The organism is Paenibacillus sp. JMULE4, from assembly GCF_013337105.1.
Taxonomy (GTDB): Bacteria; Bacillota; Bacilli; order Paenibacillales; family NBRC-103111; genus Paenibacillus_G; species Paenibacillus_G naphthalenovorans.
In genome coordinates this window covers 66,684-86,531 of sequence record NZ_SGWF01000021.1, presented here as the reverse complement: position 1 = coordinate 86,531, position 19,848 = coordinate 66,684, and the positions used below count along the sequence as shown (strand labels likewise).

The 19,848-nt window shown below is 52.2% G+C and carries 17 protein-coding genes and 1 pseudogene; 13 read left to right on the top strand and 5 right to left on the bottom strand.

Features of this window, described 5'->3' with window-relative positions; genetic code table 11:
• The first annotated feature begins 45 nt into the window (after window positions 1-45).
• From EXW96_RS25080 to EXW96_RS25070, 3 genes are read left to right on the top strand one after another with little or no spacing between them, the layout of a single operon-like run.
• Window positions 46-966, top strand: a complete 921-nt coding sequence (locus tag EXW96_RS25080) for an ABC transporter ATP-binding protein (protein WP_062409467.1) — start codon at window positions 46-48, stop codon at window positions 964-966.
• Entirely contained in the window at window positions 959-1,732 is a 774-nt protein-coding gene (locus EXW96_RS25075; RefSeq protein ID WP_174351693.1) for an ABC transporter permease, read from the top strand. Before EXW96_RS25080 ends, EXW96_RS25075 begins: the two co-directional genes overlap by 8 nt.
• Window positions 1,733-2,662, top strand: coding sequence for a lipid II flippase Amj family protein (locus EXW96_RS25070; RefSeq protein WP_375256480.1), 930 nt, complete (start codon window positions 1,733-1,735; stop codon window positions 2,660-2,662). It abuts the gene before it with no gap.
• A 69-nt stretch (window positions 2,663-2,731) separates the two neighbouring features.
• Here the strand turns inward: EXW96_RS25070 and EXW96_RS25065 are convergent, their stop codons facing one another.
• Window positions 2,732-3,688: a phosphate/phosphite/phosphonate ABC transporter substrate-binding protein gene (locus tag EXW96_RS25065; protein ID WP_174351692.1), complete on the bottom strand. Its 957-nt coding sequence runs from the start codon at window positions 3,686-3,688 to the stop codon at window positions 2,732-2,734.
• 194 nt (window positions 3,689-3,882) lie between these two features.
• On the opposite strand from EXW96_RS25065, the gene EXW96_RS25060 reads away from it, so the two are divergent.
• The 7 genes and pseudogenes from EXW96_RS25060 (at window position 3,883) to EXW96_RS25035 (ending at window position 11,285) form a co-directional block, all read left to right on the top strand.
• Complete coding sequence (locus tag EXW96_RS25060) at window positions 3,883-5,466, top strand: bifunctional metallophosphatase/5'-nucleotidase (protein WP_062409465.1); 1,584 nt, start codon at window positions 3,883-3,885, stop codon at window positions 5,464-5,466.
• Window positions 5,467-5,767: 301 nt separating this feature from the next.
• Complete coding sequence (gene pxpB / locus EXW96_RS25055) at window positions 5,768-6,577, top strand: 5-oxoprolinase subunit PxpB (RefSeq protein ID WP_074728868.1); 810 nt, start codon at window positions 5,768-5,770, stop codon at window positions 6,575-6,577.
• Entirely contained in the window at window positions 6,574-7,590 is a 1,017-nt protein-coding gene (locus tag EXW96_RS25050) for a 5-oxoprolinase subunit C family protein (protein WP_174351691.1), read from the top strand. Before pxpB ends, EXW96_RS25050 begins: the two co-directional genes overlap by 4 nt.
• 540 nt (window positions 7,591-8,130) lie before the next feature.
• Window positions 8,131-8,439, top strand: a complete 309-nt coding sequence (locus EXW96_RS25045; RefSeq protein WP_054818653.1) for a CD3324 family protein — start codon at window positions 8,131-8,133, stop codon at window positions 8,437-8,439.
• 111 nt (window positions 8,440-8,550) lie between these two features.
• Complete coding sequence (locus tag EXW96_RS25040) at window positions 8,551-9,324, top strand: LamB/YcsF family protein (RefSeq protein ID WP_062409463.1); 774 nt, start codon at window positions 8,551-8,553, stop codon at window positions 9,322-9,324.
• Between the two features lie 34 nt (window positions 9,325-9,358).
• Window positions 9,359-9,582 (top strand): annotated as a pseudogene (locus EXW96_RS28805) (transposase); the annotation flags it as partial.
• 147 nt (window positions 9,583-9,729) lie between these two features.
• A protein-coding gene (locus tag EXW96_RS25035; protein ID WP_174351690.1) for an IS3 family transposase occupies window positions 9,730-11,285 on the top strand; the annotation gives its coding sequence in 2 pieces (ribosomal slippage) (window positions 9,730-10,381 and window positions 10,381-11,285; 1,557 coding nt in all).
• Between the two features lie 67 nt (window positions 11,286-11,352).
• Here the strand turns inward: EXW96_RS25035 and EXW96_RS25030 are convergent.
• Complete coding sequence (locus EXW96_RS25030; RefSeq protein ID WP_054818654.1) at window positions 11,353-11,493, bottom strand: hypothetical protein; 141 nt, start codon at window positions 11,491-11,493, stop codon at window positions 11,353-11,355.
• A 172-nt stretch (window positions 11,494-11,665) separates the two neighbouring features.
• Here EXW96_RS25030 and EXW96_RS25025 point away from each other — a divergent pair, with 172 nt between their 5' ends.
• Entirely contained in the window at window positions 11,666-12,073 is a 408-nt protein-coding gene (locus EXW96_RS25025) for a gamma-glutamylcyclotransferase family protein (RefSeq protein ID WP_062411013.1), read from the top strand.
• Between the two features lie 16 nt (window positions 12,074-12,089).
• On the opposite strand, the gene EXW96_RS25020 is transcribed toward EXW96_RS25025, so the two are convergent.
• Window positions 12,090-12,470 carry a hypothetical protein gene (locus EXW96_RS25020; RefSeq protein WP_054818655.1) on the bottom strand — a complete coding sequence of 127 codons (381 nt, stop codon included), beginning with the start codon at window positions 12,468-12,470 and terminating at the stop codon, window positions 12,090-12,092.
• Window positions 12,471-12,802: 332 nt separating this feature from the next.
• Here EXW96_RS25020 and EXW96_RS25015 point away from each other — a divergent pair, with 332 nt between their 5' ends.
• Window positions 12,803-14,185 carry a GGDEF domain-containing response regulator gene (locus EXW96_RS25015; RefSeq protein WP_174351689.1) on the top strand — a complete coding sequence of 461 codons (1,383 nt, stop codon included), beginning with the start codon at window positions 12,803-12,805 and terminating at the stop codon, window positions 14,183-14,185.
• 73 nt (window positions 14,186-14,258) lie between these two features.
• Here the strand turns inward: EXW96_RS25015 and EXW96_RS25010 are convergent, their stop codons facing one another.
• Window positions 14,259-15,305, bottom strand: a complete 1,047-nt coding sequence (locus tag EXW96_RS25010; protein ID WP_174351688.1) for a ribonucleotide-diphosphate reductase subunit beta — start codon at window positions 15,303-15,305, stop codon at window positions 14,259-14,261.
• An 85-nt stretch (window positions 15,306-15,390) separates the two neighbouring features.
• Window positions 15,391-17,616, bottom strand: coding sequence for a ribonucleoside-diphosphate reductase subunit alpha (locus EXW96_RS25005; protein ID WP_062409460.1), 2,226 nt, complete (start codon window positions 17,614-17,616; stop codon window positions 15,391-15,393).
• A 472-nt stretch (window positions 17,617-18,088) separates the two neighbouring features.
• Between EXW96_RS25005 and EXW96_RS25000 the strand changes: the two genes are divergently transcribed.
• Complete coding sequence (locus tag EXW96_RS25000; RefSeq protein ID WP_074728817.1) at window positions 18,089-19,753, top strand: copper resistance CopC/CopD family protein; 1,665 nt, start codon at window positions 18,089-18,091, stop codon at window positions 19,751-19,753.
• Window positions 19,754-19,848 lie beyond the last annotated feature (95 nt).

The window sequence follows — 19,848 nt, the reverse complement described above, 5'->3', positions numbered from 1 at the left end:
TCGTGCCAGAAAAGCGTATCATATCTTTTTTCATTTGGAGGCTATATGACCAGTCCTGTAATTGAACTGCAAAGCCTGACAAAGAAGATCGGTTCCAAAACCATAGTTGACGGCCTGACTTTTCAAGTCATGCCCGGCGAGGTTTTTGGTTTTCTCGGGCCGAACGGGGCGGGGAAAACGACAACGATCCGGATGATGGTAGGTCTTATGTCGATCACTGACGGAGAAGTGAAGATCCGGGGCCACAGTGTCAGAAACGAATTTGAACAAGCGATGGTGCACGTCGGAGCTATTGTAGAAAATCCTGAATTTTACGGCTTTATGAGCGGTTATCAGAATCTGGTTCATTTTGCCCGGATGATGCCGGATGTAGGACAAGAAAGAATTGACGAAGTCGTGCAGCTGGTTCGCCTGGAGAATCGCATTCAGGATAAAGTGAAAACGTACTCTCTTGGTATGCGTCAGAGGCTTGGAGTAGCCCAGGCCATCCTGCACCGCCCTTCAGTGCTTGTGCTGGACGAGCCGACCAATGGGCTCGACCCTGAAGGAATCCGTGAGCTGCGCGATTATTTGCGGCGTTTGGCGAACGAGGAGGGGATTGCTGTCATTGTCTCCAGCCATCTGCTCTCCGAGATGGAGCTGATGTGCGACCGGGTGGCGATCATTCAGAACGGCCGGCTGCTGGATGTCCGCTCCTTCAAAAACGTTCTGACGGAGTCGGAAACGGTGGAGGTGCGCTTCGAGGTGAACGAGCTTGCTCAGGCGCTCGACATGCTAACCGATGATATGACGGCCAGAGTTGACGATTCGGAGCTGGTCGTTACTTTGCCGAATCGGCGGCAAGCCATCGCGGAGCTGAATGCCCGACTGGTGAAGGCTGGAATCGGAGTATACGGTATTCGTACGCAGATCAAAACGTTGGAGGAACAATTCCTCGAAGTGACAAGGGGGAATCGGATTGTCTAGCTTTGTCCGGCTTGTACAGAATGAACACATGAAGATTTATACCCGGCTGCGCACGTGGGTGATGCTGGCGATCCTGGCGCTCGCGGTCATCGCCATGGGTGTGCTGATGAAGTATGTGGTTGAAGCGGGGATGGATCATGTCCTCCAATTTATGGTTTTCGCGTCGAGCCTGGCTTCGCTCGTTACCATATTTACGGTTATTGTGGCGGGGGATATCGTAGCTGCCGAATTTACATGGGGTACGATTAAGCTGCTTCTGATCCGTCCGTCGTCCCGAGGGAAAATTCTCTGGTCCAAGTATGTGACGGTGCTGCTCTTTAGCGTAACGCTTCTGCTTGTCATGCTGATCATTTCCTATTTTACGGGCTTGCTGCTGTTCGGCGCAGGCAGAATCGTTGCTCCGGATGAGACGATTTCTTCGATCCTGCAGAGGTACGGGCTGAAGGCCGTCGAGATTGTCATGACCGGAACCTTGGCTTTTATGATCTCCACCGTATTCCGCAGCAGTTCGCTTGCGATCGGGTTGTCCATTTTTCTCATGTTTACTTCCGGAACGGTCGTTTCGGTACTGGCGCAGCTCAAGTATACCTGGGTAAAATATTTATTGTTCGCCAACACCGATTTATCCCCTTATGTACTGGGCGGAAATCCGCTGATTCCGGGGATGACGCTTGGATTTTCGGTGTCTATGCTGATGGTTTATTGGATCGTCTTTTGCGCCGTCTCTTGGCTGCTGTTCACGAAAAGGGACGTTGCCGGAGGCTGATTGAACAGCGTGATGCAGCTGCTCCAGACGGAGTGCGCCATCCCTTTTTTACGGTCAGAACGCATGGAACGGCTTGATGTTAAAAGCAAACCGCTGTATAAGCGGTCCCGGGAATGGTATGAAAGGAGAGGTGCGTTATTGACCGGAGAGCTGTTGCTGGTTGTGCTGTTGACGCTGGTGATTCATGCTGTGGAAACGCTGGCCTATGCCGTGAGGCTGGCCGGGATTCGTACAGGCAAGCTGGCAGTGGCCTTATCTTTGACCGGCATTATCCTTCTGGTGTCGCGGACGTCGAATTTGCTGCAGGGGCCGCTAACCGGTGGTTTGATCGATTCGGCCGTTCTTCAACCGGGAACACCTTTGGAATGGCAGTTTCATCTCATTTTGGCCGGTGCGGCGGCGGGTACGCTGCTGGCCATTCTTTTGTTTCCGACGATGGTCTTTATCTCAATGCGGATGGTATCCCGTCTGGAAGCGGCTGGCTCGATTCCCCTGCTTTTGCGGCAATCCGTTTCCATCGACAAGCTTAAACGGGTAAAAAACAATGTGCGCTTTCCCCGTTGGGAGATGCTGAAGAGACTTCGGGTGGGAGGGATTCCCAAGCGGCTGCTTCTGTTAAATACGCTGGTCACCGGCATTTACACCGTAGGGGTACTCTCGGCTCTTTACGCATCGTATCTCGTACCGGAGCATTCCAGGGCCGCATCGCAATCGTCGGGTTTGATTAACGGCGTGGCCACGATCCTGCTGACGGTCTTTATCGATCCAAGGGTGGCGTTGCTCACGGATAAGACGATGGCCGGCCAAACAAGCCTGAATGAGATGAACCGAATGTTCGGGTTCCTAATGCTGTCCAGGCTCGCAGGTACGCTGTTGGCGCACCTTTTTCTGGCTCCGGGCGCGCAGCTGATTGCTTGGTACGTCAGTTAAGTCCGGTCCGGAAGCGGATATGACACGGCCCTGTAAAGGCAAATGCACCTTGGGGATACAAATCGATCATTACTTTTGTCCGGCATTTTTAAAGTAGTCGCGAACGATATTGAATTTCCGGTCGTCAGACTTCACATAACCGCGGTGGGAAAAGACATCGTAAATGATTTTCGAGCCTTCGGGATCTTTCCCGATATCGATGAACGCTTGAGCGATTTTGTCTCTCCAGGCTTGGTCCATATCATTGCGGACCGAGATCGTATCGGTGGGAATCGGTGCCGTGAATGCGACAACGCGCGTTTGCCGGAATACGTCCGGCCTGTCTTTTTTCACTAGGTTACGGGCATCCTGGTATATGGCGGCTGCGTCTACTTGGCCGTTCAATACGGCTAGCACGCCTTTGTTATGGCCCTTGACTTCGATGCCGGTTACGTCTTTCTTTGGATCGACGCCGGCCTTTTTCATTTCATTGGCCGGCCATACATAGCCAGCGGAAGAAGCAGCGTCTTGCCAAGCGATTTTTTTACCTTTGAGATCCTTCAATGCGTGAATCGGGGAGTCGGCTTTCACGATAATCATGGCTTTGTAAACATCGACCAGCTCGTTTGTTTCCGCGCCCGTTGCATCTTCAATCCCATAGCGCTGAGCCTGAAGGAGCACGTCGGCTGCTTTTTTCTGGTCATGGGCGAGAACGTAAGCATTCGGAGGTAGGAAGCCAATATCCGCTTGCCTGGAGGACATCGCTTCGATGACGGTATGGTCGTTCGTTGAAGCGGAAATTTTCACGGGAATGTTCAGCTTATCGCCAAGAAGCTTCTCCAGCGGCTTCGCTTTGGCTTCCAGTGTCTCCGCGTTGTGCGGGGGGACAACCTGAACCTTCAGTTCTTTGGGAACATAGCGGGCTGCCGGCGTTTCCTGCTGATCTCCTCGATCCGTCGGCGCGTTATCTTGCTGTGGCCCGCAGCCTGCTGCAATTCCGGCCAGAAGAACCAGGGATAAACTGATCGAAGCGAATTTATGGAACATGCTTATGAACCTCCTGTGAAATATCTTGAATCCAATCTTGATAACAATATAACATATTTGGTTTTTGTCTTTTGTAAATATGGATTCATGTGGATCATATCCCCGATATAAACGAAATTCGTGCCGTTGTAGCTCTTTTTCCACAAATTTGATATAGTGGGTCTCAGCCAACGAATATTGGAGTTGATACGAGGATGTCCACCTGTCTAACCATCACTATATTGGAAACCAGCGACATTCATGGAAATATGCTGCCCATTCAATATGCAAACAATGATCCGACCGAGTCGGGTTTTGCCAAAATCGCTGCGTTGATCAAAGAAGAACGGCGCAAGGAAGCTGCCGTGCTGGTCATCGATAATGGCGATTTAATACAGGGCACGCCGCTGGCGTACCATCATGCGAAGCTGAACAGGGAGCAGCCGAATCCGATGATCCAAGCCTTAAACGAGCTTGGCTACGACGCGGGAGTCATCGGCAACCACGAATTCAACTACGGAATCGAACTGTTGAATAAGGCGGTATCGGAATCGAGATTTCCTTGGCTGAGCGCTAATATCGTGAATGCTTCGACGGGGGAGCCGTATTTCGGAAAGCCCTATCTCATAAAAACATACGGCGGCGATTGCAAGGTAGCCGTTCTTGGATTAACGACGCAGTACATCCCCAATTGGGAAAAAGCGGAGCATATCGCGGGATTGCGTTTCGATGACGCTGTGGATACGGGCAGACGGTGGGTTCGCTATTTGCGGGAAACGGAAAGGGCGGACGTGGTCATCGTCTCCTATCATGGGGGATTCGAACGGCATCTGGACACGGGGGAGATTGCGGAGCCGTTGACGGGAGAAAATCAGGGCTATGCGCTTTGCTGCGAGGTGGAAGGTATCGACGTGCTCCTTACGGGCCATCAGCATCGAATGCTTGCCGGTAAAGAAATCGGCGGCGTTCCGATTGTTCAGCCGGGCTATGCCGGAGCATGCCTTGGCAAAGTCCAGCTGACCCTTCGCAAAACGGACGGCCGTTATCGGATCACATCCAAATATTCCGAGCTCCTGTCCGCTAAGGGCGTTGAGCCGGATCGAACGGTTCTTTCGCTTATGCGGCCTCACGAAGAACAGACGCAAATCTGGCTGGATCAGCCGATCGGACGTTTAATCGGAGATATGCGGATCACCGATCCGATGCAGGTGAGGCTCCAGGAGCATCCGCTGATCGAATTTATCAACAAAGTGCAGATGGAGCTGTCCGGAGCTCCGATTTCCAATACGGCGCTGTTCGACAACGTTTCGCCGGGCTTTCCCGAGCAAATTACGATGCGCGATATTGTGACGAATTACATATATCCCAATACACTGCAGGTGATCAGGGTTACGGGACAGGATATCAAGGATGCATTGGAGCGGTCCGCATCCTATTTTGAGCGGTATGACGGAAACGGTCCGATCAAAGTAAGTCCCGATTTTAGCGATCCGAAGCCGCAGCATTATAACTACGATATGTGGGAGGGCATTGAATACCGGATTAACATTTCACGTCCGGTCGGGGAACGGGTGGTGAAGTTGAACTATCAAGGGCGTCCGGTCGATCCTTTGGCGGAATATGACGTGGTCATGAATAATTACCGCGCCGGCGGAGGCGGAAATTATTTGATGTTCCAAGGCAAGCCCGTGATCAAGGACATTCCGACGGACATGGCCGAGCTGCTTGCCGGTTATATCATGGAACGCGGTACGATCGAGGCGACGCTTAACCGGAACTGGGAAGTGGTGTGGGATTAGTCCCGCTGTATGGATTGCAGGCGAAGATGGCACGGCCCAAAACAGCGGAAGGTCCGGCTGACGGGTGAGACTGGAGGAATGACTTTCTCCGGTTTTTTTTGTTCGGCGGGGCGGTCGAAACCGTTTTTCGAAATGACCGCTTTTATAGTATGATTTGAGGAGCGGCCTTAGAACGATTGGCCACGATTCCATGTATATAAGAGCGGCCGTCACGGGCTGGGACTTGCGAAAAGACCGTCACGGGGCACTCGCATGGACGCAGGCTTGCGGTGCTTGGCCGCGCAAAAGGGGTTTTGAACAGATGCAGATCCGTGATCATGGTGCCTATGAGTTGTACCCGCTTGGTGAGCAGGCGGTAGTCATTCGCTGGAAAGGCGTTGTCTCGGAGCGGAATCGGAAGCTGGTGGACGGTACGGTACGCAGATTAGCCGAGCATCCGCCGGCAGCCGTGGTGGAGTGGGTAAGGGCTTATACGACGGTGACGGTATATTACGACTCCTGGCTTGTGTATAAAGAGGGGCTGGAAGGGAATCGTTCCGGGTTGAACGGCAGCCAGGAAACTTCCCCCTATGATCAGGTTTGTGAATGGATTCATCGCCGTCTGGTTGGCTTATCGGAAGAAAATGCGGGTGAACTTGACGGCAATCCCGTTGTGATCCCCGCATGCTTTGGAGGTGTCTTTGGCATGGATCTCGGGGAGGTCGCGGCTCAAGCCGGGTTGACGGAGGAGCGCACGATCGAGCTGTTTTGTTCCCATACCTATACGGTGTATCTGATCGGATTTATGCCCGGTTTTGCTTATCTCGGGGGACTTCCGGACCGTTTATGCTGTCCCCGTCTCGACAGGCCGCGTCCGTACGTGCCTGCCGGTTCGGTCGGCATTGCCGGAACGCAGACAGGAGTGTATCCGTTCGCGTCGCCGGGCGGATGGCGGATCATCGGCCGAACGCCGGAGACGCTGTTCGATCCTCACCGCGAACGTCCCAGTCTTCTGCAGCCGGGAGACAGGGTACGTTTTGAGCCGCTGACCCCTGAGCGGTACGAGGAGCTGGAGCGGGAACTGCAGCGGGATGCAAGCAGTTCGGAAAGGATCGGAGGGAGAGACGCATGAGCATGGTGGTGGAAAAGCCGGGTATGCTCACGACGGTGCAGGACGCCGGAAGATTCGGCCGCCGCGGCATCGGCGTCGTGACGGCCGGCGCCGTCGATCCGTTCGCCTTCCGAACGGCGAATGCGCTCGTGGCCAACGCGCCGGGGGCAGCGGTGCTGGAAATGACCTTGACGGGCGCGGTACTGCGCTTTGAGCAGGAGGCGGTCGTGGCCTTCTGCGGCGCGGAGATGGACGCGCACGCGGAAGGCGGGCCGCCGCTGCCCGGCTGGCGGCCGGTGCTTGTGCGCAGCGGTACGGTGCTGCGCTTTGGCTCCGCGCGCTCGGGCGTGCGCGCGTACCTCGCTGTGGCGGGCGGCTTCGCCGTGCCCGCCGTGCTCGGCAGCCGCAGCACCTACGTGCCGGCGCGGTTCGGCGGTCTGGCCGGCCGGCCCCTGCAGGCGGGCGACCGCTTGCCTGTGGGCCCGCCTCCGGCCCCGGCCGCCGCGCTCCACGCCCGTCTCGCGGCTGCGGCTGCGCCCGGGGCGGCGCTCTCGCCCGCACCGTGGGCGCTCGCGCGCGAGGCGCGTCCGCCGTATGCGGAGCATCCGGCGATCCGCGCGGTACGCGGGCGCGAGGCCGAAAGCTTCGAGGCCCGCAGCCTCGAAGCTTTCTTTTCCGCCCCCTATCGCGTGACTGCGCAGTCGGACCGCATGGGCTGCCGACTGGACGGAGAGCGGCTCGCCTTAATCTCTCCGCTCGAAATGATCTCCGAGGCTGTCACACCGGGCACCATTCAGGTGCCTCCGGACGGACAGCCGATCGTGCTGCTCGCCGATGTGCAGACGACCGGCGGCTATCCGCGCATTGCGCAGGTCGCTGCCGTCGATCTGCCGCTTGTCGCACAGGCGCGTCCAGGCAGCAGGCTGCGCTTCACCGAGATCACGGCGCCGGAAGCGCAGGCGCTGTACATTCTCCGCGAGCTTGCGTTTCGTCAGCTGGCTGCGGCCGTGGAAGCAAGGATAAAATCGTTATAATCATTCTTTCATCTTGCGGCAAGCCGTGACATATGAGTAAATAGTACATGTAGCCGGCCGGCTGACGCTAAGGGAAAGGAGTGATCGTGAACATGATTACGTTAACCGGGGTGATCTCCGCGTAAAGCGGGGAGCCCAAGTTGTCGGAAGGGGCCTTCGGGCCCCTTCTTATCCGATTCGCCAATGGACTTCAAGCAAAGCATGGTTTATAATGTGGAGCATAATGCGTATCATCAATCTAACTCAGGTGAAGGGAGTGTCATTCGATGTTTGTAAACACATTTGCATGGACCAGCGGAAAAGGGTTTGCCGACAAATGAATAGGCATTTTCTCCAACACCGTCACCTGATCGTCATTGCATGATACATGACATATTAAAGGCATTCAGGCACGATAGGGCTATCGTGTTTTTCTTTATTTTATGCCCTTGTGCTGAAATGATCGTTTTGCGAGAGCAAAACCCGATGGAGGTGTGAAGATGAACATGCTAACGACTTTCGAGGCTATGGCCATCACGGCGCGAAAGGAGGCTTTCATCGGTGGGGTACAAGAACGGAAAAGACATTTTGCCGCCCGTGCTGCTGAAGCAGCTGCAGGAGTACATACAGGGCGAGATCGTGTATATACCGAAAAAAGAACAAACCCGTGCGGGCTGGGGTGAAAACAACGGCGCCCGGCAATCGATCCAGCGCAGAAATCATGAAATTTTCCGATTATATGAAAGCGGTCACTCCGTGACGGAGCTGATTCGTCAATTCCATCTCTCGGAAGACAGCATCCGTAAAATTATCGTAAAAACGAGAGGACTTGCAGCAGACCGGCAGGAAGCGGCGACCACGAGACATTGAGCGGGGAATTATAACAGCACAGCACGCGGAACAAGCCAAAAGTGGACGCTTTTGGCTTTCTTCCCGTTTTTTTTGGATTGGGCTTGAAGTTAGGCGAAGGGGGAATCGTTCATGACCACGAAGCAGTTATTCATCGACTTGAATGGAGATATGGGAGAAAGCTTCGGAGCCTATCGGATCGGGCACGATGAGGAGCTCGCGAAGGTAGTGACGTCGGCTAATATTGCTTGCGGTTTTCATGCAGGCGATCCGGCGGTTATGCGGCGTACGGTAAAGCTTTGTTTGGAACATGGCGTGGAGGTCGGCGCGCATCCGGGACTGCCCGACCTGATGGGATTTGGACGCAGAGCAATGCAGATCACACCCGAGGAAGCGTATGATCTGGTGCTGTATCAAGCCGGTGCGCTGCAGGGGTTTGTCCGTGCCGAGGGAGGACGGATGCGCCATGTAAAGCCGCATGGCGCTTTATACAATATGGCGGCTGTACAGCGTCCGCTGGCGGAGTCCATCGCCAAGGCGGTTTATCGTTTAGATCCGGAGCTTATTTTGTTTGGTCTGGCAGGCAGCGAGCTGATTCGAGCGGCGGAGTCCATCGGTCTGAGGGCGGCGTCCGAAGCGTTCGCAGACCGGACCTACCGGGCGGATGGGACGCTGACCCCAAGGACCGACCCTGAAGCCGTGATTCGCGATGCCCGGCAGGCCGCGGACCAAGCGGTTCGGATGGTCTGTGAAGGAAAGGTAAAGTCACTGCAAGGGGACGAAGTAGCCCTTGCAGCAGACACCCTTTGCATCCATGGGGACGGGCCGGAAGCCCTGGCGTTAGCCACGCTGATCAAGGAGCGCCTGCAGCACGCGGGCGTCGCCGTCCGCCCCTATGGGATTTAGGCGCTTGTCAGCTATAACCTGCGGATAACGCTGTCTGAGGCAGATGCGCTATAAACAGCAAGCAAGGGAGCAACTTCGAAGCGAGGAAGGCTATGCGTTGTCGGTTCGGCGAATGATCGAGCCAGAAAGTGTATTTAGACAAAATACCGACGTTTTCTGCTTCGAGGCCTGCCATAGGTGAGCCTGGATACCGGATGGCTTTCGCTTGCCCATCAATTTGCAATAGACCGGAAGCAAGAAATGGCGATGCAGGGGTAACCCCTTTGCACCGCCATTTTTTCATTTTGATATGCTTTTCTCTTATCAAGCTGGCTGTCCGTCAGGTGAGCAGACTTACTTTGATATGCTCCCCCTACGGTAGACAGGTGAAATAATAAAACCTGTTTCTGTAGGGGGAGCATTTTCATGTCTAAATCAGAATGTACTGCCGCAGAGAAATTTGCCATTCTCCAGGAGATCGAAAGTGGTCGAATCGGCGTTAAGGCTGCGGTTAAAAAGTTCGGCATTTCGAAAACCACCTTAGCGAAATGGCGGCGTCGTTATCGGGTGTATGGCTACGAAGGATTAGAGATCCGAACCCGCAATAGTAGTTATTCCGCTGATCTTAAGCTTCAAGCGGTTAAAGATTACCTGTACGGGGGATTGTCGCAATATCAAGTGATCGACAAATACAAAATAGCCAGCCGAAATCAACTCGCCAGATGGATTAAGAAGTATAATGGTCATAGCAACTTAAAAGCCTATACGGGGGGAAAGACGGCTATGACGAAGGGACGCTCTACTACGTGGCAGGAACGGATTGAAATCGTACTTTATTGTCTGGCTCATCAGCAGGACTACGGGAAGGCAGTGAAGCAATTTCAGGTTTCTTATCAGCAAGTGTATGGCTGGGTTAAGAAGTACGAAGCAGGCGGTCAAGAAGCATTGCGAGACGGTCGGGGGAGAACGAAGGCGCCTGAAGAGTTAACCGAGGCGGATCGCAACAAGCTTGCCGTGAAAAAGCTGGAGTATGAGAACGAGCGGCTGAGGGCGGAGAATGCATTCCTAAAAAAGTTGCAGGAATTCGAAAGGAGGCGTCCCTAAGTCAACATCGCCAGGAGAACGTCTACCGCACCATTCAAGCGCTCCAGCAAGAAGAAGGGTTTAGCCTGCAACTTCTATGCAGCATTGCAGGGATTCCGCGGTCAAGCTATTACAAATGGCTAAATCGCAAACCCAGTTCCCGCGAGTTGGAGAACGAACAACTGATGGATATCATGATGTCACTGTATGAGAAGGTTGAAGGTACCTTTGGTTACCGTCAACTCACCCTACATATGCGTCGTCAGATTGAGAAGCCGGTTAACCATAAGCGTGTTCAGCGCCTTATGAAGCTAAAGGGAATCCAGTCAGTCATTCGCAGGAAAAGAAAGAGATATGTGCGATCTACTCCACAGCAGGTTGCCGAGAACTTGTTGAATCGCAAGTTTCAAGCGGAAGCGCCGAACGAGAAGTGGTTAACCGATGTAACGGAATTCAAATACGGCAATGGCCAGAAGGCATACTTAAGCGCCATTCTCGATCTTCATGATAAAGCGATAGTTTCTTATGTTTTAGGGAATTCCAATAACAATCCACTCGTATTCCAGACGTTGAAACTGGCCTTGCAAGCCGCGCCAGGGGGCACGCCAATGCTTCATAGTGACCGAGGGTTTCAGTATACCTCTCTCGGCTTTAAGTCGCTTTTGGACGACAACAACCTTACCCAGAGCATGTCCCGAGTTGGACGATGTATCGATAATGGTCCGATGGAATCCTTTTGGGGGACGCTGAAATGCGAGAAGTATTATTTACGTACCTACGACACCTTTGAGAATCTCAAAAAGGACATTGATGATTACATTCACTTTTACAATTATGAAAGATTGCAGACAAAACTAAACGGCCTCAGTCCTATGGAATTCAGAACTAAGGCCGCTTAACCATTTTTATTTTTGTACTGTCTACTTGACGGGGTGCAGTTCACTTTTGAGACAGCCCCTTGATTTTTTACTGCGGCGGTTGTCCCGACGCTTTACGAAGTTCGTTGGCCAGACGGTTGAATTCCGCTCGGGCTTCCGCGGAGTCAGTACAAAAATAGGCGGCTGACAAAAAGCGGATGATTTTGTTAGCATCTTCGGCACTAAGCAAAATGCTCCCTCCTTCCACAGGTTCCAGCGGCTTGTATTCAGTTTATGCGGGGCTGAACGAAATGCCACGGGAATGGGATCCGGGCAAATCTTTGTTTGTCTCCGGCTGGCGCAGATCTGTCCCAGATTATGATATGATAAGGGCATCCATGACCGGGAAAGGAGGCAGGGCCGTGATACCTGTATTTGTTTATGGAACGCTGCTTGTCGGGGAGGCGAACCACCATGTCGTTGCTCCCTATGTATTGTCGGTACAGTCCGGAGCAGTGCAAGGTTTATTGTACGATGCCGGTTCGTATCCCGCCCTTGTGCTGTCCGGGGAGCACGGGGAATCTCTTGTGGAAGGCCAATGGCTTATGGTCACAAAGGAAGGGCTGGAACGCATGGATGAGCTGGAGGAATACTATGGTCCGGGGAAAGTGAACGACTATGAAAGGGTGTGGATTCGGGATATGCTGAACGGCGAAAGGGAGGGCTGGGTTTATGTCTGGACGGATTCACGGAATTGCCGTCTGATTAGCAGAGGATCTTGGAGGAAGCATATCCGGGAAAAACAAAAAAGCCCAACCGATGTCGATTAAGCTTGTAAAATCCACATTATGTCCTTCTGGAATAGGGCCCCCAGCCGTCTTCCGACTTCTCGATGATTTCGGTCATCCGCATGAGGATATGATTGGCCTCTTCATCGCCGATGGAGTTTTTTAACTGATCGTATGATAAATGATCCTTCAGCAGCTTTCTCGTCACGTTGTTCTCGCGATACCAAGCCTCGGTGATGGCGAATTCTCCCTCTTTTTTGAGCCAAATTTCATGATAATAGTTCTCTTGCTCGTTCTTCGATTGAATGGCCAAATAATAAGCCTGCATTGGAATGCGGGGATCCGAAATGCGCTGATTGACCAAGGATCCGGAAGAAACCGGCTGTCCGAACGTGATGTATCTGGACACTTTTTTAATGATATGCTCCACGGAGCTCATGCGTTGTCATTCCTTCCGATAGGTCATGATGCCTAAAATTTTATAAGGTTTTTCTAAATGAACTTATAATTACATCATAACATAGTTAAAGGATTGCGAAAAATAATTCTATAGACCCATAAATGATGGAATAGTCCCAAATGATTTAATATAATCATTGTCGAAAATGATATAATGGAAGGAAAATGAATAGACGCGTAAAGGGTATTCATTCCCACATGCATCCGGATGGGGTTGATGAACCGGAGAATGGAAAGAGAATCCTGGTGGAACGCAGCCATGCGGATCGGTTAGCCTGGGAAAAGAGGCAGTGAAAGGAAGGGGGAAAAAGGATGCCGAATGTGGAAAGGGAGGCCGATATGTATTCCCGGGAGCTGAATGGGCAGCAGGATAGGCATCGGCATGCTGTCGGCCCTTCGCATGGGCAACGGCTTCTTGTCATCGACGACGATGATGTGATGCGCAGCGGCTTGGTATGCAGGCTGAAGCTAGACGGGTATGAAGTGGACGATGCCGCCGATATCATGACGGCAAAGAGAATGCTTCGCGAACGGACCTACCATGTAGTCATGCTCGAGCTGATGATACATCCGATCAGCGGTTATGAGCTTTTTGAATTTATGAAAGACGATCCGAGTTTAAAATGGACACCGCTTATCGTTTTATCCGGACGCAACGAAATGCACGATAAGGTTCGATGCTTTTATTTGGGAGCGGACGATTATGTGATAAAGCCTTTCGAATATGAGGAATTGAGCGCGCGGATCTACAGCCTGCTTCAACGGACAAGGACATTCGAGCAGATGGCGTTTCGGGACCCGCTCACCGGGGTCTATAACCGGCGGTTTTTCGATCACCAGATCCAAGTGGAACTGCAGCGTATAGACCGGTATCCGGCCCCCATTTCGCTTGTATTTATCGATATCGACCGGTTTAAGTCCATTAACGACACCTATGGGCACAGCGCAGGCGATCTGGTTCTTCAAGGATTGGCGCATCTGCTGCAGAACAATCTCCGCTCGACGGATTTGCTGGCCCGCTTAGGCGGTGAAGAATTTGTCGTCGTTCTGCCGAATACTTCAGGCAAGGATGCTTTGACAACGATGGAAAGCATTCTCACGCGGACCCGTTTGGAACCCGTGGCACAAAACGAAGGTCAATCTTTCTTCATTACCTTCTCTGCAGGGGTTTGCGAGTGGGAACCGGGGATGTCGTTGGAAGCGTGGATTGCGGCCTCGGACGAAGGGATGTATACAGCAAAAAAGAGCGGCCGCAACCGGGTTGTGCTGCACCCGGGTACTTCACAGAAGGATTCGGGAGTCATGCCGTCTCCTCCTCCGGTTCGCAAAAAGATACTTATTGCCGACGACGATAACATACTGCGTTCGATTCTGGTCGCCAAGCTGAAGCATCTGCCTGTTGAATTCGCGGAAGCCGTAGATGGAGAAAAGGCTTATGAGTCATTGTTAAGTCAGCCTGCGGATTTATGTATTCTTGATGGGATGATGCCTCTGCTTGACGGATACGGCATGCTGGAAAGATTGAGGGACCGTGGAACATGGCCGGCCGGAATGAAGATACTCATTCTCTCCGGACGAAGCGGAGAGGATGATCCCAGCAGGGAGATGAAGCTTGGAGCCCATGCTTACCTGCGCAAGCCTTTTTCCATGGTGGAACTGGAGCTTAAGGTAAGGGAGCTTTTGAATATCGGTTGAGAAAATCGCAGAAGCCCGGAACGAATAGATGCTCGTTCCGGGCTTCTGCTGTTTCGGAGAATGAAGGCCGGCCTTACAGGTCGTCCCAATTCAGGTTTGACGATTTGCTGTAGTTGGTCACCTTTTGCTCGAAAAAGTCTGTTTTGATGCTGTTCATATTGCTGAAGTTTTCCACCCACTTCATCGGATGTTCAACAACTTCAGGATACAGAATTTCAAGTCCAATGTTTTTCAACCGCTCATTGGAAAGGTATTTAATATATAGATCGATGATATCATTGCTCAAGCCGTTGATCTTGTTATCGGTAATGTATTGACCCCACTCAATCTCGTGCTGGACGGCGGTTCGCATCATATTGCGCAGGTCGCCGATTAACTCATCGGTAAACAGCTCCGGATTTTCCTTGCGGATTTCGCGGAAGATGTTTTGGAACAGCGCCAAATGGGTCAGTTCGTCGCGCTGGATATATTTGATTTCCGATACGGTGCCAAGCATTTTTCCTTGACGGCCGAGCGCATAGAAGAAGCTGAATCCGCTGTAGAAGTAGATGCCTTCAAGGATGTAGTTGGCCATGATGGTGCGCATCAGATTATCCGTTGTCGGCGATTCGATAAACCGCTCGTACAAGTCTGTAATAAACCGGTTGCGGCGCAGCAAGTGCTTGTCCTCACGCCATTGATTATAAATATCGTCGCGTACTTCTGCAGAACAAACGCTATCGAGAATGTACGAGTAGCTTTGGCTGTGCACCGCTTCCTGGAACGTTTGGACGGTGAGGCACAGATTGACTTCCGGTGCCGTTATGTAATCGTTGATGTTCGGCAGATTGGCCGTCTGCAGCGAATCCAGGAAGATGAGGAAGGAGATGATTTTATCATAGCTTTGACGCTCTGCCGGCGACAGGAACTTGTAATCCTTCGCATCTTGAGCGAGCGGAATTTCCTCCGGGATCCAGAAATTGTTCATCATCGTGCGGTACATTTTGGTTGCCCAGTCGTATTTCACATTGTTGAGCTCGATCAGGTTGGTCGTATTCCCTCCGATAATCCGGCGCTTGCCCCAATCGCGGTCTCCGTGCTCGTTAAACAGCTTCTTTTTTGAAGTTCCATTCGAATTCATGCCTCCTGCACCCTGCGGTGTACAAATAGAGGATCGCCAGGCATGATCATACCTGCGATCCGTTCATTAAGCTTCGTGGTTGATATTAGGCGCTGCAGCTAACGCAGTCCTCTACCTCGAGGCTCTGGTTGCGGACATAGTAAACGGTTTTTAGCCCGTTCTTCCAGGCTGCCATATACAGCTCAAGGAATTCGCGAGCGGACAGCTCCGGCGTGATGTACAGATTGAACGATTGCGACTGGTCGATGTGCCGTTGGCGTACGCCGGCAGCGCGGATGCTCCAGTGCTGGTCGATCCGGTGCGCTTCCTTGTAATACCACATCGTGTCCGGATTCAGGTTCGGCGCGGTCTGCGGCACGACGGCGTTTTTCTTCTCCTCAACGAAAAATTTGTTGAAAATCGGATCGATGCCCGCAGTCGAACCGGCGATCAGGGAAGTGGACGCCGTCGGCGCGATGGCGAACATCCAGCCGTTGCGAACGCCGTACTTGGCTACCTGCTCTTTGAGCTCCAGCCACTCGGGACTGTTGTAGCCGCGCGATTCAAAGTACTCTCCGGTCTGCCATTCACTTCCCTCGAATGCCGGATACGCGCCTTTTTCCTTGGCGATTTCCATAGAAGCTTTAATGGCATAGTAGTTCATCCATTCATAAACTTCGTCTGCTTTTTGCACATGCTCTTCGGATTCCCACTGAATCTGAAGCTGAGCCAGCATTTGGTGGTAGCCGCTGGAGCCAAGGCCTACGGCACGATATTTTTTGTTGGTAATTTCCGCCTGAGGGATCGGATAGTAGTTCAAATCGATGACGTTGTCCATCATCCGCATTTGCGTTGTTACGACACGTTCAATGTCTTCTTTTGTATACACGCGGCCCAGGTTGGTAGACGACAGATTGCAAACGACGAAATCACCGCTCTTTACCTGCGAGGTGATGATGCCGTCTTCGTGCTGCGTCTGGATCAATTCCGTAGGGCTCATGTTCTGGCATATTTCCGTACATAAATTCGAGCAGTAAATCATGCCCTTATGTTTGTTCGGGTTGGCCCGGTTGACCGTGTCGCGGAAGAACATGAACGGAGTACCCGTCTCAAAAGCGCTCGTCAGGATGCGCTTCATGATGTCGATCGCCGGAATTTCGTCCTTCGAGATTTTGTCGTCATTCACGCATTCCCAATAACGGCGTTCCCACTCCTCACCGTAAGCATCCTCAATGGAGTACCCCTTGACTTTGCGCACCTCATGCGGATCGAATAAATACCAGCTGCCGCGTTCCTCCACCGTCTTCATGAACAAATCGGGAATACATACACCCGGGAAAATATCGTGGGCTTTCATCCGGTCGTCCCCGTTGTTCGTTTTCAGGTTCAGGAAGTCCAGGATGTCTTTATGCCATACGTCCAGATAAATCGCCACCGCTCCGGAGCGGACACCAAGCTGGTCGACAGCAACCGCTGTGTTGTTGTAGTTTTTAATCCATGGAATGACGCCCCCGGCCACTCCCTTGAAGCCCCGAATGTTGGAGCCGCGGCTGCGGACTTTACCTACATAAATTCCCATCCCGCCGCCATGCTTGGATACTTGCGCGAAGCTTTGGTCTACGTTGTAGATGCCCCACAGGTTATCCGGCACCGTGTCGATAAAGCAGCTGGACAGCTGATGCAGCGGCTTGCGGGCATTGGCAAGCGTTGGGGTGGCCACCGTCATTTCCAGATTGCTCAGCACATCGTAGAATCGTTTGGCCCAGTAAAGCTTGTCCGATTCTTTCATGGCCAGATGCATGGCAACGCCCATGAACAGCTCCTGCGGCAGCTCCAGGATTTCTTTATTCAGCCCTTTGATCAGGTATCGGTCCGTAAGTGTCTTCAGACCGATGTAGTTTAGCAGATAGTCCCTTTCCGGTTTGATGTAGCTGCCGAGCTCCCGGATCTCTTCTTTAGTATAGTGTTCAAGAATGTACTCGCCGTACAGGCCGATTTGTGTCAGATAGGTGATCAGGGAATAAAGATCGCCATATCCGAAATGGCCGTATTTACGGTTTAACTGCGCTTCTTTATATAAATCATAGGTCAATAATTTGGCAGCCACATACTGCCAATTAGGCTGTTCCACACTGGTTTTCTCTACGGCAACTTGAATCAGCAGACGCTGTATTTCCTTGGTCGAAATTTCATTGCGGAATAACGGCAGCAAGGCGGTTTCAAGCTCCAATGGATCACAATCGGGATATGTCTCGCAAGCGAAGTCAATGACTTTTTTCATTTTGGAGAATACGAGTTCTTCCTTCGTGCCGTCTCTTTTGACGATAATCATGTTAACAGCTCCCTTTCATCAAGTAAAAAGCATGCCGCCGCCGTTCCCGCAAACGAAGCATGCCTGCTGCGTCCCGGAAGGCACACCCCTGTCTGCCATCGGGTAATCGTGCCAAAGAAGCGGGCAGGTCTGCGACTCGGAAAAGCAGTTCTTCCCTGCTGTTTTCCGAGTCGAAAGATGGCGAATCCGGCCGACTGGCTCCTGCTTAAATCGGCGGTACGGTTCAGAACCAAACCGCCTTTCTTTTTAATATCCCACAATATATCGTGGCTAAAGCTGTTCGCTAATACCATATGTAGTTGTTTGATGAGCGATAGTATGAGATTAACTCATTATCGCGCCGATTGTCAATGTATGATTTCACACAATATCCGACAAATATGTGAGTATTCCATATTCATTGTTTTGTAATTGGTTTATGTGAGTCATTTATGCTACATTTAGTGAGGACCTACTTGAAGGAGGTTTTATCATGTTTTTTAAATTTTCCGTAAGTCGGATGATTCGGCGTCCGGTTTATTTCTTGATAGTATGTTGGATGCTGGTCTTTGCACTTGGATGGGCGCCACGCGCAGACGCTCATGCCAGCTTGGTTGAAGCCGTACCTGCAGCAGGCAGCGAGCTTGTACAAGCTCCTGAACAGGTTGTTCTTACCTTTAATGAACCGTTGGAAAAAGAGCTGTACCAATTAAGGGTATATGATAAGGACAAACGGCTCGTCACGCAGCAGGGGCCGGTGATGAGCGATAATCAAACAGCAATTAAGCTGGATTTGCCGCAGCTTGGACAAGGGACTTATTTGGTGACATATCATGTCATTTCAGCGGATGGACATCCGGTGAACGGAACGTATCTGTTCGCCGTAGGCGAGAGCCTGAGCGGGCAGGCGCCCGCAGACGGGATCAGGGCCGACATGGAGCATCTTCACTATCACGACAGCGGACCATTCGATCGCTTTGGAGTGAAGGATGTGCTGCAGTTTGCTTCGCGTATCGCTTTCTACGTTACAATGCTGGGCTTTACGGGATTGCTGCTGTGGCTTCGCTGGTTCGGGACGGGCAGTCCGTTGGAGACGAAGAATCGGCTGCGCCGAAACGCAGAGCGCTGGCAGCAGTTTTACCTCATTGTTTATATTTTGTTCATGTGGGCCCATATGGGCGATTTAATCGGCGATGCCGGGGCGGGTGCGCTGCTGCGGTTGTTCTCGCAAACGACCATCGGCTATGCATGGCTCGGAGGGCTTTTGCTGGCTCTGCTTTCATTTGTCATGCTGTACCGAAATGCTCTGCTGGACTATGCATGGGTTGCTGCCGTCTGGGTTGCCAAAAGCATGCTGGGGCATGCGGCCGCCTTCCAGCCCGCCAAAGATACATTGACATTGGACTTTATGCATCTTGCCGCTTCTTCCGTTTGGGTTGGAGGGCTGCTGACGTTATTGCTGCTGTGGCGCCATGAGAGGGAGCAAGCAAGGCGGCTGTACCCTTTTTTTTCTATGGCTGCGATGATCAGTATTCTGGTGCTGATCGCGTCGGGGGTGCTGATGACCTTCATATTCCTGCCGGATATCCGTTATATCGTGGAAACACTTTGGGGCAAGCTGCTGATCGTCAAGACGGCGCTGGTGCTGGCGGTGGTCGTTACCGCATCCTTGATCCGTTATTTTTACCGGCGGAATCATGAACGGACAACTGGACGCCTGATTCGTGCGGATGTGCTGCTGATGTCCCTTATTTTGGGGATTGCCGGTGTTTTTACCTATTTACTGCCGGCTCCTGCGAATGAACCGCTGAATTGGCATGTGATGGGCGAAAAGATACACATGACGGCGCAGATCAGTCCCAACGCTCCGGGAGTCAACGATTTTACGGCGAAGGTGTGGCTGCCCGAGAAGCTCGGCAAACCGAAGCAAGTCATTATGAAGCTTCAATCGGTCGACAGTCCGGAGATCGCTCCGCTGATGGTTCCTCTGGAATCTTTTGAGGATCCGAGCTTTGAAGAATCATTTGGTATGAAAAGGCACAGCTACAAGGCCCGGGGGGCCTACCTGCCGTATCCCGGACGCTGGAAGTTGGAGGTTCGGGTCATGGACAGCAACGATGACGAAACGGTCTATGAAAAGGAAATAAGAATATTTTGATCTCTAAATATGACAAAATGCCCAAATGCGCAGGACTTCCCGACTGAAAATTCTTGTCCTTTTGAAACAGGGGAATTAGAATAGAAATATACCCT

Bases quoted from the DNA above. Each gene is read 5' to 3' on its own strand.
- EXW96_RS25080 (WP_062409467.1), top strand. From the start codon at position 46: ATGACCAGTCCTGTAATTGAACTGCAAAGCCTGACAAAGAAGATCGGT.
- EXW96_RS25060 (WP_062409465.1), top strand. From the start codon at position 3,883: ATGTCCACCTGTCTAACCATCACTATATTGGAAACCAGCGACATTCAT.
- EXW96_RS25040 (WP_062409463.1), top strand. From the start codon at position 8,551: ATGACCACGAAGCAGTTATTCATCGACTTGAATGGAGATATGGGAGAA.
- EXW96_RS25050 (WP_174351691.1), top strand. From the start codon at position 6,574: ATGAGCATGGTGGTGGAAAAGCCGGGTATGCTCACGACGGTGCAGGAC.
- pxpB (WP_074728868.1), top strand. From the start codon at position 5,768: ATGCAGATCCGTGATCATGGTGCCTATGAGTTGTACCCGCTTGGTGAG.
- EXW96_RS25020 (WP_054818655.1), bottom strand. From the start codon at position 12,470: ATGAGCTCCGTGGAGCATATCATTAAAAAAGTGTCCAGATACATCACG.
- EXW96_RS25010 (WP_174351688.1), bottom strand. From the start codon at position 15,305: ATGAATTCGAATGGAACTTCAAAAAAGAAGCTGTTTAACGAGCACGGA.
- EXW96_RS25000 (WP_074728817.1), top strand. From the start codon at position 18,089: ATGTTTTTTAAATTTTCCGTAAGTCGGATGATTCGGCGTCCGGTTTAT.
- EXW96_RS25005 (WP_062409460.1), bottom strand. From the start codon at position 17,616: ATGATTATCGTCAAAAGAGACGGCACGAAGGAAGAACTCGTATTCTCC.
- EXW96_RS25015 (WP_174351689.1), top strand. From the start codon at position 12,803: ATGCCGAATGTGGAAAGGGAGGCCGATATGTATTCCCGGGAGCTGAAT.
- EXW96_RS25065 (WP_174351692.1), bottom strand. From the start codon at position 3,688: ATGTTCCATAAATTCGCTTCGATCAGTTTATCCCTGGTTCTTCTGGCC.